The 16,108-nt window shown below is 69.9% G+C and carries 18 protein-coding genes and 1 pseudogene; 14 read left to right on the top strand and 5 right to left on the bottom strand.

The window, feature by feature from the left end:
- The 3 genes from ACFFNX_RS21655 to ACFFNX_RS21645 form a co-directional block, all read right to left on the bottom strand.
- On the bottom strand, positions 1-602 hold a 602-nt coding region (locus tag ACFFNX_RS21655; protein WP_512699857.1), incomplete at its 3' end, for an MFS transporter.
- Positions 530-904 (bottom strand): hypothetical protein, encoded by a 375-nt coding sequence (locus ACFFNX_RS21650; protein ID WP_378205083.1) that lies wholly within the window; start codon positions 902-904, stop codon positions 530-532. The genes ACFFNX_RS21650 and ACFFNX_RS21655, both read right to left, overlap by 73 nt.
- A gap of 149 nt (positions 905-1,053) precedes the next feature.
- Positions 1,054-2,562 carry a nitrilase-related carbon-nitrogen hydrolase gene (locus ACFFNX_RS21645; protein ID WP_378205080.1) on the bottom strand — a complete coding sequence of 503 codons (1,509 nt, stop codon included), beginning with the start codon at positions 2,560-2,562 and terminating at the stop codon, positions 1,054-1,056.
- Between the two features lie 177 nt (positions 2,563-2,739).
- Between ACFFNX_RS21645 and ACFFNX_RS21640 the strand changes: the two genes are divergently transcribed.
- Together ACFFNX_RS21640 and ACFFNX_RS21635 are read left to right on the top strand one after the other, a co-directional pair.
- Complete coding sequence (locus tag ACFFNX_RS21640) at positions 2,740-3,930, top strand: sensor histidine kinase (RefSeq protein WP_378205077.1); 1,191 nt, start codon at positions 2,740-2,742, stop codon at positions 3,928-3,930.
- A complete protein-coding gene (locus ACFFNX_RS21635) occupies positions 3,927-4,655 on the top strand; it encodes a response regulator (RefSeq protein WP_378205074.1) in 729 nt (242 codons plus the stop codon). Before ACFFNX_RS21640 ends, ACFFNX_RS21635 begins: the two co-directional genes overlap by 4 nt.
- Before the next feature lie 469 nt (positions 4,656-5,124).
- On the opposite strand, the gene ACFFNX_RS21630 is transcribed toward ACFFNX_RS21635, so the two are convergent.
- Positions 5,125-5,358, bottom strand: a complete 234-nt coding sequence (locus ACFFNX_RS21630) for a hypothetical protein (RefSeq protein ID WP_378205071.1) — start codon at positions 5,356-5,358, stop codon at positions 5,125-5,127.
- A 209-nt stretch (positions 5,359-5,567) separates the two neighbouring features.
- Here ACFFNX_RS21630 and ACFFNX_RS21625 point away from each other — a divergent pair, with 209 nt between their 5' ends.
- From ACFFNX_RS21625 to ACFFNX_RS21575, 11 genes and pseudogenes are all read left to right on the top strand, one after another.
- On the top strand, positions 5,568-6,299 hold the full coding sequence (locus ACFFNX_RS21625; protein ID WP_378205068.1) for a DUF6907 domain-containing protein: 732 nt from the start codon (positions 5,568-5,570) through the stop codon (positions 6,297-6,299).
- Positions 6,296-6,490: a hypothetical protein gene (locus ACFFNX_RS21620; RefSeq protein WP_378205066.1), complete on the top strand. Its 195-nt coding sequence runs from the start codon at positions 6,296-6,298 to the stop codon at positions 6,488-6,490. The genes ACFFNX_RS21625 and ACFFNX_RS21620 overlap by 4 nt, the downstream gene beginning before the upstream one ends.
- The gene (locus ACFFNX_RS21615) at positions 6,487-6,669 is read left to right on the top strand and encodes a hypothetical protein (protein ID WP_378205063.1); all 183 of its coding nucleotides are present in this window, start codon (positions 6,487-6,489) and stop codon (positions 6,667-6,669) included. Before ACFFNX_RS21620 ends, ACFFNX_RS21615 begins: the two co-directional genes overlap by 4 nt.
- Positions 6,666-6,905: a hypothetical protein gene (locus ACFFNX_RS21610; RefSeq protein ID WP_378205060.1), complete on the top strand. Its 240-nt coding sequence runs from the start codon at positions 6,666-6,668 to the stop codon at positions 6,903-6,905. Before ACFFNX_RS21615 ends, ACFFNX_RS21610 begins: the two co-directional genes overlap by 4 nt.
- A gap of 145 nt (positions 6,906-7,050) precedes the next feature.
- Entirely contained in the window at positions 7,051-7,611 is a 561-nt protein-coding gene (locus ACFFNX_RS21605) for a DUF6879 family protein (protein ID WP_378205057.1), read from the top strand.
- 11 nt (positions 7,612-7,622) lie between these two features.
- Positions 7,623-8,042 (top strand): helix-turn-helix domain-containing protein, encoded by a 420-nt coding sequence (locus ACFFNX_RS21600; RefSeq protein WP_378205054.1) that lies wholly within the window; start codon positions 7,623-7,625, stop codon positions 8,040-8,042.
- Positions 8,023-8,421 (top strand): hypothetical protein, encoded by a 399-nt coding sequence (locus ACFFNX_RS21595; RefSeq protein WP_378205051.1) that lies wholly within the window; start codon positions 8,023-8,025, stop codon positions 8,419-8,421. The genes ACFFNX_RS21600 and ACFFNX_RS21595 overlap by 20 nt, the downstream gene beginning before the upstream one ends.
- 188 nt (positions 8,422-8,609) lie before the next feature.
- A complete protein-coding gene (locus ACFFNX_RS21590; protein WP_378205048.1) occupies positions 8,610-8,939 on the top strand; it encodes a CU044_2847 family protein in 330 nt (109 codons plus the stop codon).
- A gap of 21 nt (positions 8,940-8,960) precedes the next feature.
- Positions 8,961-12,536, top strand: coding sequence for a trypsin-like peptidase domain-containing protein (locus ACFFNX_RS21585; RefSeq protein ID WP_378205045.1), 3,576 nt, complete (start codon positions 8,961-8,963; stop codon positions 12,534-12,536).
- Between the two features lie 365 nt (positions 12,537-12,901).
- Positions 12,902-13,135, top strand: a pseudogene (locus tag ACFFNX_RS21580) (IS110 family transposase); the annotation flags it as partial.
- Between the two features lie 208 nt (positions 13,136-13,343).
- On the top strand, positions 13,344-13,568 hold the full coding sequence (locus tag ACFFNX_RS21575) for a transposase (RefSeq protein ID WP_378205042.1): 225 nt from the start codon (positions 13,344-13,346) through the stop codon (positions 13,566-13,568).
- 569 nt (positions 13,569-14,137) lie between these two features.
- Here ACFFNX_RS21575 and ACFFNX_RS21570 read toward each other — a convergent pair.
- Positions 14,138-14,890 carry a class I SAM-dependent methyltransferase gene (locus ACFFNX_RS21570; RefSeq protein WP_378205039.1) on the bottom strand — a complete coding sequence of 251 codons (753 nt, stop codon included), beginning with the start codon at positions 14,888-14,890 and terminating at the stop codon, positions 14,138-14,140.
- A 133-nt stretch (positions 14,891-15,023) separates the two neighbouring features.
- Between ACFFNX_RS21570 and ACFFNX_RS21565 the strand changes: the two genes are divergently transcribed.
- Positions 15,024-16,028, top strand: coding sequence for an NAD-dependent epimerase/dehydratase family protein (locus tag ACFFNX_RS21565; protein WP_378205036.1), 1,005 nt, complete (start codon positions 15,024-15,026; stop codon positions 16,026-16,028).
- The last annotated feature ends 80 nt before the right edge of the window (positions 16,029-16,108 follow it).

The raw sequence follows: 16,108 nt of genomic DNA, 5'->3' as shown, positions 1-16,108 counted from the left end.
GGCGCCCATCCGCCCACGGCCAGGCCCAGTGCCGGGACGGCGACCAGGACGGGCAGCCGGGCCCGGCCGGACGACCGCCACGGGAGAGCACCGTAGGCCAGGCCGCCGAGCGCGCTCCCGGCCGAGAGCGACGCGGTGCACCAGGCCACCGCCGCCGCGTGATGGTGCCGCCCGGCGAAGGCGACCATGAGCAACTCCACCGATCCCGTGCACGCCCCGATCCCGAGGGCGGCGACCATCGGCTGAGCGACGCCGGTCCCGATCCGGGAACGCCGCCGCGGCCCCGCCCCGGCCGCGTCCGGTGACCCGCTGGATGCCCGTACGGGCGGAGCCGGGACGAACGCGAGTGTTCCGGCCAGGACCAGTCCCGCGCTGACGACCACGCCGAGCGACGGCGCCGCGAACCCGGCCATCAGCCCGGCGAGGAGCGGACCGACGACGAACAGCAGTTCCTCGGCGACGGTGTCCAGGCCGTAGCCGCGGCGCAGCAGCGCCGGATCGCGGAGCAGTTCGCTCCAGACGGTCCGCATCACCGGGCCCAGCGGTGGGGCGCACGCGCCCGCCGCCACGGCCAGGGCGCAGAGCAGCGGTGCCGGGGCCATGTCGCGGCGGCCAGGGCCGTCAGCACCAGCGCGTACGCGACGGCCATCGGCGGCAGGGCGCGCCTCGGCCCGTACCGGTCGATCAGCCCGGCCCGTACGGGAGCGAGCACCGACACGGTCAGCGCGAACAGGGCCATGACGCCGCCCGCCACGGCGTACGACCGGGTGGCACCGGTCAGGGCCAGAACGAGGGCGAGGGGGACGATCCCGTACGACGACCGGCCGAGCAGGGCCGCGCCGAACACCCGGCGGACATGAGGGGTATGCAGGACGGCCCGGTAGGAAGGGGCGGATGACGACATGAAGGGTGTTCCTCAGGAAGGCGGCGCGTCACCGGGAGCGCCGTGAACGTGCGAGGCCGACGAGATGCCGCAGCGGTGGCGGTCTCGTCGCGCTCTACGCACGGGGGAGGAACATGCGGGTCACGCTAACACGCCGTCCGGTCAAGGGCTCATCCCCGCGCGGACCTGCGGCTCGGGCGCGCCAGGCCGATGACGGTGAGTGCGGCGACGGTGGCGAGGCAGAGCCAGGCGAAGGCGTCCCCGATCAGGTCGTAGACCGTCGTGGCGCCATGCGTCGGCACGTAGGCCACGGTCGTCTGCGGATCCGTCGTGAAGTAGTCGGTGGTGGCCAGGACGTGGCCCCGGTCATCGAAGGCGGCCGACACGCCTTCGGAGTCCTGGCGCACCAGCGCGTATCCGCCTTCGACGGCGCGCAGGGCGGCCTTCTCGGTGTGCGGGCCGCCGTACTCCCGCCAGTCGTGCGACGGGACGAGCATGATGTCCGCGCGTACGCGCATCAGGTCGGGAAAGTCGGCGTCGTAGCAGATGACGTTCGCGATCCGGCCGTACGGGGTGTCGACGACCGGCACCCGGCCGTCTCCCGGGGTGAACGGCTCCGAGCCGGGGATCGGGTGGGCCTTCTGGTAGGTCCACAACACCCTTCCGTCCGGGCCGATGAGGAGGGCCTCGTCACGGCCGTGGGCCGGCCCGGTCGTGGCGTAGACGCCGACGCCGATCTCGAGGTAGATCCGGGACCGGCGTGCCTGTTCCCGGGCCGCCGCGATGGCGGCGTGTTCGCTCGTCTCCTGCGTTTTGACGCCCTCCTCGGGCCAGATCACGATCTTCGCGCCGGCGTCGGCCTCACGTCGCGTGAGGGCGAGGAGCTGGTCCTCCACGGCCCTCATGGCCGGTTCGACCTCGGCCGCGGGGGCGGCGGCGACGTCCTGACGGCCACCGGCGATCCGGCCGATCGCCGCCTGCTGGGCGGCGAGAACGTCCCGGCCGGGACTGACACCGGCGATCCGCACCGTCGCGCTCCCGTCCGGGACGAAGGCGAGCCGTGCCCCGCCGCCGAGGAGGACGGCGGCCAGCGCGGCCCCGTACACGAGGCCGCCGCGGGCTGATCGCCACGAGGGGTCCGCCCAGATGCGGTTGACCGTACCGGCGAGCCAGGCGATCAGGAAACCGATCCCGTACGAGCCGGTGATCGAGGTCACCTGCAGCAGGGGCAGGTCGCCGTACTGCGTGACCGTGAGCGAACCGTAGGCGGTGCCGAACGGCGACAGCAGGGTGATGAGGAATTCGGCGCCGGCGACCGCGGCGGGAAACACCAGCGTCGCCGGCCACGGGCGCAGCCGGCCGACGAGCAGCCGGTCGAGAAGGAACGGCAGCGTCTGAATGAGGGCGAGACCGACCGCCCCGGCGAGAATGACGGCGTTGAATCCGAGCGCCGACTCGAAGACCCAGAACACGGCGGCGGCGAGGTTCGCCGGCAGCATCCACAGAAAGCCCGACCAGGCACGGCCGGTACGGGTGAAACGCAGCAGGAGCACCGGGAAGATCCATGCCGCGAGGGGAATGTCCCATCGGCCGCCGACCGCGAAGAGCATCGCCACGGTGCCGGCCACCAGCAGCGACCAGCGCAGCGGTGCCGGCGTCGTACGCCTCTCGTCGCCCATTCTCTTCTTCTTTCCTTGGGAGGGGATCACCCGAATTCAGGGGTGTTTCGACGCTAGAAGGCCCCACGGGCGGCGGGCGTCGTCCGGATGAGCGATCTGCCGGCGGCCCGCGCAACCATGGATTCGGGACCCGCGAGCGATCCGGGGAGCTCCGCGAACGCCTAGCCTTGGCGACTGATGACGGCGTACGTAACGGCTGTCCTGCGCAGCGCACGAACCCGGATCGCCGGTCGGCCCTGGCCGGCCGACGTGGCGCTCGGCGGCGGGCTCACCGCGTTCGACATGGCGACGCTGTCGGGCCGGGTGCCGGCACCGAGCCCGGTGGGCGTGCTGCTCTGGGGCCTGCAGACCGTTCCGCTCTTCTGGCGGCGACGGCATCCGCGTGCGGTCCTGGGCGCGATGACGGCCGCCTTCATCCTGTTCGAGGTGGCCGACCCGGTCCCGGGCAAGACGCCGGGGCCCTACTTCCTGGTCTTCGCCGTGTACGCGCTCGCGCGCCACGCCCCGGCGGCCGTAAGTGTTCCCGGGTCGGCGCTGTCGCTCGTCGCGGCGACGGCGACCGACCTCGTCGTCGGCCGGTCACCGGTGCCCCGCCTGGACTCCCTGGCGCCGATCACCGCGACGACGTTCGCCGCCTTCTTCCTCCTGGCCTGGCTCCTGGGCTATGGACGGCGGCGGATCGAGACCGACGCGGGCCGGCTCCGCGATCTGAACGACCGGCTGCGCGCGGAGCGGGAGATCAACGCCCGGCAGGCCGTCCTCACCGAGCGGGCCCGCATCGCCCGCGACCTTCATGACGTCGTCGCGCACCACGTCAGCGCGATCGCGGTCCAGGCGTGGTCCATCGAGGAGGTCGTGCGGGGTGATCCGGGGCTCGCGGGGGTGACGCGGATCGCGGAGGCGGCCGACACCGCGCTGATCGAGATGCGCCGCATCCTCGGCCTGCTCGCCGGGCGGGACGAGGACACCGGTCCCGAGCCCTCTCTCGACCACGTCGACCGGCTCATCGCGGCGGCCGAGGCGGCCGGCTGCCGTGTCACGGCGACGCTGGACGCGTCGATCGGCGCCGTTCCCTCCGCGATCCAGATCTCGGCCCACCGCATCGTGCAGGAGGCGTTGACGAACGTCCTCAAGCATGCCGGCCCCGCCGACGTCCGGGTCGTCCTGCGCCTCAACGCGGACGTGCTGACCGTCGAGGTCGAGAACGGGCCGGCCGCCGGGGATCACCGGCCCGTACCCGGATCCGGCCGAGGACTGATCGGCATCCGCGAACGCGTCACGGCCTTCGGCGGCACCGCGCACGCCGGCCCGCTTCCGCGGGGCGGATGGCAGGTCCGCGCCGCGTTCCCTCTCCGGGAGGTCCGGTGACCATCCGCGTGCTCCTCGCCGACGACCAGGAGATGGTACGGGCCGCGCTGCGCGCCGTCATCGACCGCCGCGACGACCTGTGCGTCGTCGGCGACGCCGCGGACGGCGAACAGGCCGTCGCCGCGGCACTCCGCCTGCGGCCCGACGTCGTGGTCATGGACGTGCGCATGCCCGGCATGACCGGCGTCGAGGCCACCCGGCGCGTCCTCGCCGACTGGCCGCACGCCGACCCGCCGCCGCGCGTCCTCGTGCTCACCACCTTCGACCTGGACGAGTACGTGCACTCGGCCCTGCGCGCCGGCGCCGGCGGCTTCCTGCTGAAGAACAGCCCGCCCGACCAGCTCGCGCACGCGATCCGCGTCGTCGCCGCGGGTGAGGCCATGCTCGCCCCGAGCGTCACGCACCGGCTCATCAGCGCCTTCACCGCGCTGCCTCCCGGGCTCGTCTCCGGCGTGGCACCTCCCGCGCCCGGCCGCCACGCGCGCATCGGCTCGCTCACCGAGCGCGAGCTGCGGGTTCTCATCCTGGTCGCGCGGGGGCTCTCGAACACGCAGATCGCCGACGCGCTCGGCCTGACACTGGCCAACGTGAAGAGCCGCGTCAACCGCGTCCTCACCCGGCTCGGCCTGGAAAACCGCGTGCAGGCCGCGATACTCGTGCACGAGGCGGGCCTGCTCCCGACCGTCGCCGGTGAGGTCCGGGCCGAGGGAGGGGAAGGCCCGTGACCGGCGATGACGGCAGGCGCCGGACGGCGACCTGTCCTCTTCGGCGACGGCCCCCTGGCGGTGATGGAGCTCGCCGACCTCCCGCAGCGGACCTAACAACCACTTACTCGAGCCCAAACGACCAGATCGTGGCGTTTCGATCGGACCTCGGCACTCAACTCGCCCACGGCTAATCAGCAAGAGCTGGGTTGAACAGGCCCCTCAGCACCAAGCGATCTCAACGGCAGTAGCGAATGCCGTCGACAGGGAATCGATCAGGGGCTGCGCAAATTCCGAGCAATCGCGCAGGCAAAAGCCCGTCGTCCCGATCATCGTTCCAGGTAACGATCTCCACCGGCAGATCTTCCGCCGGGCGTGATGTGTCGCATTCCCTCACCGTTGGCCACTCAGCGGCCCACGCAGCGGGGCGCCCTCAAGATCACGAGAACGCCCCGCCGACAACGGCAGCATTTTCGAATTTCTGACGATCTCAACCGCTGTTGACGATCGTCACCCTGATCACTACCTCGTCATTAAATCTAATCCCGACAGCCTGGCCACCGCTCTCGGAACCTTCGCCGTTGACGAGCATCGGAGTTGCCAACAGGCCTGTCAATTTTCTCCATGCGTCCCGGCCTTCAACATCATCGCTCAAAGGGTCGCCAAGGTCACATTCGTCGCATTTACCGCACGCCCCGCACTCGGCCGAGAGTTGCTCGTTCACGACGTCGCTGACCGTCTTGCCTTCAGCCCTCGGGCCCCGAACCTGATGACTGCGCCACCGGCCGGGGGCCGAGCGGATCACCTGCAAGGAGGCCGCCCCCACAGCGGATAAGCCTACGAGTACTAAGCCCCGTTTCGGCTTTGAGGACGGGGAACGTTAGGCGACCAATCGACTACACGAAGCAACCGGGAGAGGCAGGCGATACCGCCGTGACCATCACCGAGATCGTGCCAAGGACAGGTCGCACGGCCGAGCGAACCAGCGATGCCGTGCCCGAGCGACCGGGCCAGATCGAAGCCAAGCTGGGCGAAGTCGAGGCGCTCGGACGCGAGCAGGCCAACCTGTTGGCCCACCTCGTAGAGGGATACGCCGGACACACCCGCAACGAGCGCCAAATGCTCGACATCCTGAAGGAGTTGAGGGACCTCTACGTTAAGGCGCTTCAGCCGTCGGTCGATCGTACCGACCAGGCCTGCCCCCCAACGGCCGACCGCGAGCCCACGCCGAGGCGTCCCGCCCGCGACGGAGAGGTCTGCGCATGCGGCAGGCCCGCCGTGGACGTCCTCCTCTTCAACGACCTCGGCCCCACCCCCAGCTGCGGGACGTTTGAAGAGGGCCGCCACCGGCCCGCCGGTTGCCCGTCCTGGTGCGTCGCCGAACACTCGCGCCCCTGGGACGGCGAGCACGGCGGCGAGATCCACGAGGTCGAGCTGGCCTACCACCCGTACGTCGTCACGGTCCTGAGCGGCGAGGAGAAGACGTACCTGGCCCCGATCCTCGCCAGCATCCTCACCGACTCCGCCGACGGGGAGCCGTACATCTCGCTCGTCAACCACGATGGCTGCGCCAGCGACCGCCTGACCTCCGACGAGGCTGACCAACTCGCCGACATCCTCCAGGAACTGGCCGCCACCATGCGCCGCGAAGAGGTGCGGTCATGAGCGAGATGACCATCGTCAAGATCACCCGCCGGTCGCGCCGCCGCTACGACCAAGGCCTGACGAACGCCCGGGCCGAGGCGTCCCTGACTCAGATCTCCACTTACGTCCGGGTCCTGCTGACGTGCCAGACCCAGGTGGCCAACGTCCTGATCGAGATGCGGGATCAGCTCGTCGAGCAGGTCGGCAAGTGAGCGCCGTCGACATGGGGCGCCCCCGGTACGAGGAGCCCGTCGTCCGCGTCCACGAGTGCTACGCCCTGATGGAGAACCTGGACCGTACGCCCGGGCAGAAAGACGACGTCTTCGCGCGGCTCATCGCGATGCGGTTCCGAGTGGCGGCGTACGTCGGCGACGAGGAGGTCGGCCGGTGACCGCCCAGCGTCTGCTCGCCGCCGAGGGGGCCGGGCTGCTCGTCGCCGGGTTCGGTACCGCTGCCGTGCTGCTACTGCGCGGCCAGCGGCAGGCGAGCCGTCACATGCTCGACCTGCAACACCAGATCGACCGCGTGAACGGCCTGTGCCGGTCGCAGGAGAACGTACTGACACGCCTGCTGGAAGCCGTAGGCGACGAGGTGAGTGAGCGGCGACAGGCGCGCCAGCGCCGGTAGCACGTAAAAAAAAACAAGACGCCCCCGCCGGTCACCCACCGTGCGGGGGTGTCTCTCGCCTTCCGGCCCTTGACGCGGCACCCCATCGGATTGACGGCCCTCCCGACGTGGCAGGTTTGGGCGAGCTCTCGGACAGGAGAAGATCGTGAAGCTACGGCTCCTTGGCAAGGAGACCGACGGCGGCCAGTCCCCGACCCTCTACGACACCGACGAGCAGATGAACGGTAAGGACGTGTACGTCATCCGAGGCTGGCGGATCACTGACCCGGCGACCTTGGCCCAGCTCGACCTACCAGCCCATGAGACGGTCATAGCCGTACCGAAGAGGCTGATGGACCACCTGCCGAAGGGAACATGGATGGTCCGCGCCGCGGTCGACAAGGGCGTCAGCGTCCGCCGGGCGCGGATCGTGTCCGAGCCGGTGACGGACTACATCCGCTTCGAGCACGAGGGCACCGACGCGGCCGTCGCGTCGGGCGAAGAGGTCCGCTGGCTGCCGCGGAAGCGGGCGTCGGGGATCGCCCTGCCCGGAAACGACTTCTGGCTGTTCGACGAGTCGACGGTGTTGTTCAACCACTTCACCGGCGACGGGGGTTCAGCCGGCCGGGAGCTGACCACTGACCCGACGGTGGCGCGGCTGTGCAGGTCGGCGTTCGAAGCCGTCTGGGCGGCCGCCATCCCCCACGGTGAGTACAAGCTGGTCTGAGGGCGTCATCGGTGTCGACGCCGGCTCAGCAGGCGAGGGAGGCGTTCGGAGCCCGGCTCCGCGAGCTGCGTAAGGACGCGCGGCTGACGGGCCGGGCCTTGGCCGCCGCCGCAGGTTGGCACGAGGCCAAGGTTTCCAAGATCGAGCATGGCCGGCAGCCGCCTTCGGAGACCGATCTGAGCGCTTGGTGCGAGCACTGCGGGTGTGCCGACCAGCTCCCTGACCTCGTCGCGACCGTACGGCACATCGAGGCGATGTACGTCGAGTGGCGTCGTGAGATGCGCACTGGCCAGCGGCGCTTTCAGGAGTACGCAACCGCGATCATCGGCCACAACATCGAGCGCTTCAAGACGCCGTGGCAGATGCATGCATTCACCGGATCTCTCAATCGCGGGGTCGTAGGTTGTGCGGGTGAGCGGCTGGACCGATGAAATCGCCGTCTGGGTCGAGGAACTGCGGCAGCGTAGGCCGGTGTTCCATTCAGAAGCCGACTTCCAGCACGCACTGGCGTGGACCGCTCACCAGTCGAACCCGTCGCTGCGGGTGCGCCTAGAGACCAGACCCGCCCCCGGCATGCGCTTGGACCTGCTCCTGTCCAAACCGGGCCTCGGCGAACACCTGGCCCTGGAACTGAAGTACCTGACAGCCGCGTGGGCCGGAGTGATGGACAACGAACGGTTCGCCCTGCTCAGCCAGGGTGCGCAGGACATTCGAGCGTATGACGTGGTGAAGGACATCCAGCGCGTCGAGCAGCTCGTCGACCAGCCGCAGTGGAGCGGTTGCCTGGCCCCCGAGGACGATTCCGGCTGATGACCATCGCGGTCAGCTGACGTGTGCACGCGCGGCGGCACGAGCGCGAGTCATGCTTGAAATCAGCGTCCGACGCGCGGTCAGCGGCATGTGCGGATGTTGTTGCTCAGCCGGAGGCCTCCGGTGTTGATTGGAATCGGTACCTGGCGTGTGCGGGATGTGGCAGGTTGTCGCCTATGACCAGTCGTTTGCTGCCGGTTCGGGCCGGTGATGTCGATCTGATGATCGAGACGGTTCCCGCCGTCGGTTCCGAGTCCACGTCCCGCCTCGTCGACGGCGCGGGCGAGCGCGTCCTGGACGCCTTCGACCGGGCGCGGGACGCCGTCGTGGCGATCGCGACGTCCACCGCCGAGGCGATCGACCGATTGCACGGACGTGCCGTACATCCCGAACAAGTCGAGGTGGAATTCGGCCTGAAATTCTCTGCGCAGGGTGGCATCGTCGTGGCAGGCGCCTCCGGCGAGGCGACCTTGGTGGTCAAGGTGACCTACCAGGGCCCGCCGTCCGAGGGACGGTAACGACGACCCTAGGCGGTAAGCGTGGATGTGGTGCGGCCGGTCCGCGACCCACGGATCCCCGGGTTTCTCGGACGGCTGGTCGGCCCTGCCGGCGAGGTCGCGGGCACCTGCTTCCAGGTGGCACCCGGTGTCGTCGCGACCGCGTGGCACGTCCTGGATCAGTTACGGTGCGGGCAGGTCGGCGCCTGGGTCGGAGTAGACGCGCTGGGTGGGACGGCGAAGGTCGCGGGCGCCGAGGTGCTGGCCACCGATCCGGCGCGCGACCTGGCCGTACTGCGCCGGACCATGCCCTTGCCCGGCACCGCGGCCGTACTCGAGGCCACCGACACCGTCGAGTTCCACACCCAGATCGTGGTGACCGGCGTGGCCGCGGTGGAGGATCCGGGCCATGACTACCGTCATCTGGACGCCACCGGCTCCTGGCAGGGCGGGACCGTCCGCGACGACCGAGTCGCCCTCGGCCGCCTCACCTCGTCCGCCCTCGTCCCCGGAATGAGCGGCGCCCCGGTACTGCGGCTTACGGACGGGACGGTGCTCGGCGTCGTCTCTGCCCGCTACAACAGCGCGAACGGCTGGCTGCGCGACACGGTCTGGATCGCCAGGACGGAGGATCTGACCGCCCTCGTCCGGGGAATCCCGGGCCTCACCGTCGCCCGGCGCCTGACCCTGCACGACGAAGTCGGCGCCGTCCTGGAGGTCCGGGGCCACGACTCGCCCGCGCCCGCCGCAGTGGCCACCGATCAGGGCCCGCAAGAAGCGGCGTACGAGGCGGCCCGCGTGCTCAGCGCACTGGACAAGGCATGCAAAGGCATCGGCAGGCTAGGTGATCTGGCGCGGGCATTGATCGCAGCGGCGGCCCGCGAGGGAGGGCACAGCGCGGACGAGGTCGAGGCATTCAAATCGCGCATCGGTTCCCGCGGCCTGGACCCGCGAGTGCTGATCCCGCACATGAATCAGCACGAGGAAGCGCTACGCCGCTGGTCCGAGCCGGTGCCCGGTTGCGCGGCGGCAGATCGGGCCACTGGAATGCTGGCCTCGTTCGTCCGCGCCTTCGCCGACGCACTCGATGAGCTGTTCGCCGGGCTTCCGTCCGGCACGCAGCGCCATCTGGGTGAGGCACTCGCGGACAGGAACTCCGTTGGTCTCGCCGGTTTCCTGTCCGCGCTCGACACACAACTCTCCCCGCTGAGATCCACGTCGGTCGAGGCGGTGCTGGTGCAGCGTCCCGACAAGGATTCCGACGCCGGCACCACAACCACCGTACGGGCCACGAATCAACGCCGTGCGGGCCTCGGGTTCGTTGCCACGCAGATGCTCCACCTGCCCGCCGCCGACCCTTACGTCACCGGCCGCGCCACTCTTGTCGACCAGGTCGCACAGACGATCGACAGACACCGGCGGCGCCATGGCTCAGCGACGGCATTCCTATCGGGGCCGCCCGGGGTCGGCACGTCCACCGTGGCGATCGAAGCGGCGCGCCGCCTGGCACCGGCCTTCCCGGGCGGGGTGTTCCACATCGACCTGCACGGCCTCGTGCCGGAAGCCCACCGGCCGGCCCGTACGGTCGTCCGGATCGTGTCGGAAGCGCTGGATCTCCAACTCGGCAGCGGTCTCCAAGACGATGCCGCCGACTTCGCCGCTTTCCGCGCACAACTGCGTGACAAGGCGATACTGCTGGTGCTCGACAACTCCCGGGACGCGGCCCACGTAGCCCAGCTGGGAAAGGCTCCGGCCTCCTGTGGATTGATCGTGACCTCACGAGACAGGGTCCAGAGTTTCGCCGACCCGGGACTGGTGTTCCGGGTGGAGCCGCTCGATCGTAAGAGCGCGGTGCAGGTGCTGAGCCATTACACAGAAGAACATCCGTCGCTGCACCGGATCGCCCACTTGTGCGGCGACGTCCCCCTCGCGCTGCGCATGGTCGGCGCTCGTCTGGCCGGACGTGGCGACCTCCCGCTCGACTACCTGGTCCAGTTGCTGGAGGAGGAGAGCACCCGGCTGGACTACCTCGACAGCGGCGACCGCGCGGTCCGCATCGCGATCAAGCTCAGCTACGACCATCTCGACGCTCCCGCACGCCGCACCTTCCGGCTCATCCCGGCCGCTCCCGGCTCCACGGTCACCGGGGACGAAATGGGCCACGGCCTGGACTCCCCGCCACGGGGGCAGGAACTGCTGCTGAACCGCCTGGTGGACCGCAGCCTGGCGCAGCACGAATTCGTCCGGTCGTTCCCCGACGGGCCGCTGGCGACCTTCAACCTCTACGAGCTGGTCCAGCTCTTCGCCCAAGAACAACTCGCGGAGGAGGAGGGCCCGGACGAGGTACGCGATTTCCGGCACCGCCTGGTCGCTCGGCTCTGCGACCGCCTGGACGCCATCGCCGACCAAACTCCCGACGCCGAGATATCCGGAGAACTGGACCCGGCGCGCTTTCACGCCGCCCTGGCCATGGCCGAGCAGGAAGGGTGGCAGGATCTCGGCACCAGGCTCGCGGTCGGCCTACACGTCCTCTACAGCGCACGCAATGAACTCGACAGCATCCTGGAGATCAACGACGTCCGCATCGACCTCCACCTGCGGCACGGCGATCCGGCGAAGGCCGCCCAGACCTGTCTTCTGGTCGCGGACGAGTTGCGCAACAGCGCCCCCGTCAAAGCAGTACAGTCAGCCCGCCGCGCAGAGCGAATAGCGCGCGAACACGGTCTTGCTGAACTGGCCGCCAAGGCAGCCTTCGAGTTGAGCAAATTGCTGTGGGATCAGGACAACGCCGAAGACGCCCTGAAAGCAGGCGAGCAAGCGGCCACCGATCTCCTCGCCCTGGGAAAGGAAGCAGCAGCGGTCCCCATCGTCATCAACAACTGCTACCTGGCGCTGTGGACCAACGAAAATCACAGAGCGCTGACCTGGGGCCGGAAGGCCACCGACCTGGCCGACCGTTGGGCGGACCTACAGCATCGCGACTTGGCGGCGGCCTACCGAGGCAGGGCCGAAAGACGTGCGGGCAACCATTTGGCGGCCATCGACCTCGCTCGCCGCTCCGTGCACCTCAGCACTGAAAGGGGCAACTGGTGGGACGTGGCCGTATCCGCCGAGGACGGCGCCGAGGCCGCCGATGACATAAGCGACACGGCAACGGCAGTCGAATTGCGCAGCATCGCCGCCGACCACTGGGCTCGAAACGGCAACCAGACGCGCGAGGTAGCGGCCCTGATCAACCTGAGCGCCACCCATATGACCGCCGACTCCTACCAACAGGCCCAACACGCCCTGACCCGCGCCGAAGCAATCGCAAGAAACCCCGAGAACTCCGTCCCCGGCGCGCTCCAGCAGGAATCAGCACTGCGCACCGAAGCAGTCCGGCTATTCGTTTCCGCCACCCCGGAGACCCTGCCCCCAGCACCCGCCGAAGACGAAGACCTCAACCGCCTACGTGAGGTCCTACGTCTCCACCGCATCGGCGACCTGAGCAACGCTCAGGCCCGCGACCAGACCCTGGCAATACTCACCTCAAAGACCCGACACGCCCCCGCCTGGGACAAGTGGAACCTGCGCCAAGAGCTAGGCGAGGAACGCCCGCCCCTCCAACAACTGACCTGATCCGACCGAAGCGCGAGGCAACGACACCACAGCCCCGAGAACATCGGCGGTCAGCAGGCCGGCCGGCGACCTCGCCAACGCGCTCTCATCGGTTACTTGTTTCATCGGCTCAGGACCGGTGCCCGGCCAGGCTCGGTCCAGGCGCCTGGGCCGTCGCTCTCACATCGGCTGCCCACGCTGGTCGTGTGGCTCCCTTTTGGCCCGCGCGGTTCCGGAGGCGGGGAGGCTCAAGAGGGGTTCGCTCTGCTCGAAGTAGCGTTGCCCTCCCGGCTCGACAACCAGGTGATGGATCGAGCATCGGAGGACTCGCATGGACCGAGTCGTCCTTGGCATGGCCCCGCACAAGCTCTGCCACGATCGAGGTGATGGCCGCTGATGAGACCATCCTCGCGCGGACCCGCGTGTTCGCCACCGGGCAAGGCCGCAAGACCGACGCCACCGACGCGCACTCGGTTGCCCTGGTCGGCACACGGATGGCAGGTCTTCGACCGGTGGTCAACGACGAGCAGCTCGCGGTCCTGCGGATCCTGATCGACCGCCGCCGGTCCCTCGGTGAGGACCACACCCGCATGTCCGCCCAACTGCACCGGCTGTTGCTGGAGCTCGTCCCCGGCGGGGCGAAGAAGAGCCTTTCCGCCGCCCAGGCCAATGCCATGCTCGCCAACGTGCGACCCCGCGACGCCGCCGGCAAGACACGACGCCGGGTCGCCACGGAACTGATCACCGACCTCGAACGGATCTACCGGCGGTTCCAAGGACGCCGACAAACAACTCAAGGAACTCCTCGCCTCCACCGGCACCACCCTGATGGACCTGCACGGCATCGGCCCCTCCGGCGCCGCACGCTTGCTGGTCGAGGTCGGCGACATCACCCGATTCCCCAACCGGGCGCACTTCGCCTCCTGGAACGGCACCGCCCCCATCGACGCATCCTCCGGCGACCAGATCCGACACCGGCTGTCCCGAGCAGGAAACCGGCAGATACTCGACGACGCCCTCACACATACGACAACGAGCCCGGAAGGGCATTAAGCAGCGACCACTGACTCCAGCACGGCCAGCTCACATCCCCACCCCGGCACTTCGGACAAGCCACTTCCCGAACCCGCCATCGCACGGCCTACGACCACCCTCAGCACAGCCTCTTGACATAGAGGGGAGCCAGAAGAGGACGGTGTTCAGGCTGCTCAATACGCTTGACGCCGTGAACTTGATAGACGGGCGAATGCACGTCCCCTTAACGCGGTGATCGAACACCGATCCGCCAAATCAGCGTCCGCCGAACAATGCAAAAGCGGCGGCGTCGCCCAGCCGGGCAACACCACCGCCGACACGACAACGGCGCCACTCGCCACCACTCTCGCGAGCGGATATTCGAACAACGCCGTCTGAACGAACCTGAAAGCTGACCTCCGACCCCAGCCTGCGGGGGCGTGGGGGGCGGAGCCCCCCACATTGGGGGTTCCGGGGGTCACCCCCGAGCCAGCACGAGTGGGAGTGGCGGTACTCGAACCCCTTCTCCTCCATCGTGCTCGACGACACGGCCGACACCTCCGGTCAGGTCCGGCGCTTTCCGTGCCGGGCTGCCGAGCAGGTGACGATCACGTGCGCTCGGCGATGAAGACGAACTCCCGGCCGGGCCGGTCCGGGGCCTGCCGTACGTCCAGCACGCGGTAACCGCCGTCGGCCAGGCTCGTCTCCACCTCGTCGCGGTCGCGGAAGCGCAGCGTCGAGTCCGAGGTGAGGACCGCGCCGTCGGCCGGGAACCGGTAGCCGTAGCGGAAGGAGACCAGGGGAAGGCGCACGTCGGTGACCTCCAGACGCCGCTCCACCGGCCCGATCCCCGGCACGTCGAGGGTGACCGGAGCCGTGTCGGCGGCCCACTCCTCCCAGGCGCGGCGCTCGGGGCGCCGCGTCTCGAACACGAGGTGACCGCCCGGCCGGAGCGCGGCGTGGACGCATCGGAGCGTTCGTGCCCAGTCGTCGTCGGTGAGGAAGACCTGCGCGACGTTCCCGGCCATCACCGCGAGGTCGAACGCGGCCCGGGGCACCGCGGTGGAGAAGGCGGGCCCGGCCATCAGACGCGCGTCGCCGTGCACCCAGGTGACCCTGCCGGCCGGATCCTTGGACCTCGCGATGTCGAGCGACGCCCACGCCGGGTCGACGCCCACGACCGTACGGCCACCGTCGGCGAGCGGGACTGCCAGGCTGCCCGTCCCGCAGCCGACGTCGAGCACCCGGTCCGCGCCCAGTTCGCCGGCGATGGCGACGTAGGCCGCGAGGTCGTCGCGGTCTCCGTCGAAGGCGTCGTAGAGGGGGGCGAGGCGGGGATCGGCGAAGAGCGCGTCGGGCACGCGGCGACCGTACTCGCGGCGGGGGCGCTCCGGCGACGGGTTTTCGCACCCCCGGCGCGCTACGCCTCCGGCACGCTACGCCTCCGGTGAAACGACGTTCCGCCCGCTCGTCCGGGTTGCCAGGATGGCCGGCATGAGACTGCTCGTACTGGGAGGAACGCGTCACGTCGGCCGAGCCGTCGTCGAGACGGCGCTGGCGCGGGGCGATGAGGTCACCACCGTCAACCGCGGGCTGAGCCGGCCGCCCGCGTCCGGGGTGGAGGCCCTCGTCGCCGACCGGGCCGACCGTGACGCCCTGCGCCGGGCGGTCGCGGACCGGGAGTGGGACGCCGTGATCGACACCTGGAGCGGGGCGCCGCGGATGGTACGCGACTCCTGTGAGCTGCTCGCCGGCCGGACCGGCCACTACGGGTACGTGTCCAGCCGGTCGGTCTACCGGTGGCCGATCCCGCGAGGCGCCGACGAGAACGCCCCGGTGGTCGACGGCGACCCCGGCGCGGAGGACGACGAGGACTACGCCGCCGCCAAGCGCGGCGGCGAGCTGGCCGCGCTGGAGGCGTTCGGCGACCGGGCGCTGCTCGCCCGCGCGGGGCTCATCCTCGGCCCGTACGAGCACGTCGGCCGCATGCCGTGGTGGCTGCGCCGGATCGAGCGAGGCGGACCCGTCCTGGCGCCCGAGCCCGAACGCCCCCTCCAGTACGTCGACGCGCGTGACCTGGCCGGCTGGATACTGTGGGCCGCGGAACGTGGGATCGGTGGCGCGTTCAACACCGTCAGCCCGACCGGGTACTGCACGATGCGTGAACTGCTGGAGACCGCCGTACGGGTGACCGGCGCGGACGCCGAACTGGTCTGGGTACGCGCCGACGTGATCGAGGAGGCGGAGATCAGCCCCTGGACCGAGCTGCCGATCTGGCTGCCGCGCAACGACGAGTACGACGGCATGCACGACTCGGACGTGTCCGCCGCCGTCGGAACCGGGCTCACCTTCCGGCCGACACGGGAGACGGTCGCCGACACGTGGGCCTGGCTCCAGGCCGAGGGAGACCCCGCTCCCCGGCCGGGCGTCCCCCGGATCGGCCTCGACCCGGACAAGGAGCGGCGCGTCCTCCAGGGACTCCGGCGACGAGAACCCTAGGGCGTGTTTTGTGGATCTTGGGTGGTGGGTGTGGGTTGATGGCGTGTCATGGTGCGTCGTCATGAGTTGAGTGATGCCGC

This window comes from Actinoallomurus acaciae, from assembly GCF_042429965.1.
GTDB lineage: Bacteria > Actinomycetota > Actinomycetes > Streptosporangiales > Streptosporangiaceae > Actinoallomurus > Actinoallomurus acaciae.
This window is presented reverse-complemented; position numbering and strand designations above follow the sequence as displayed.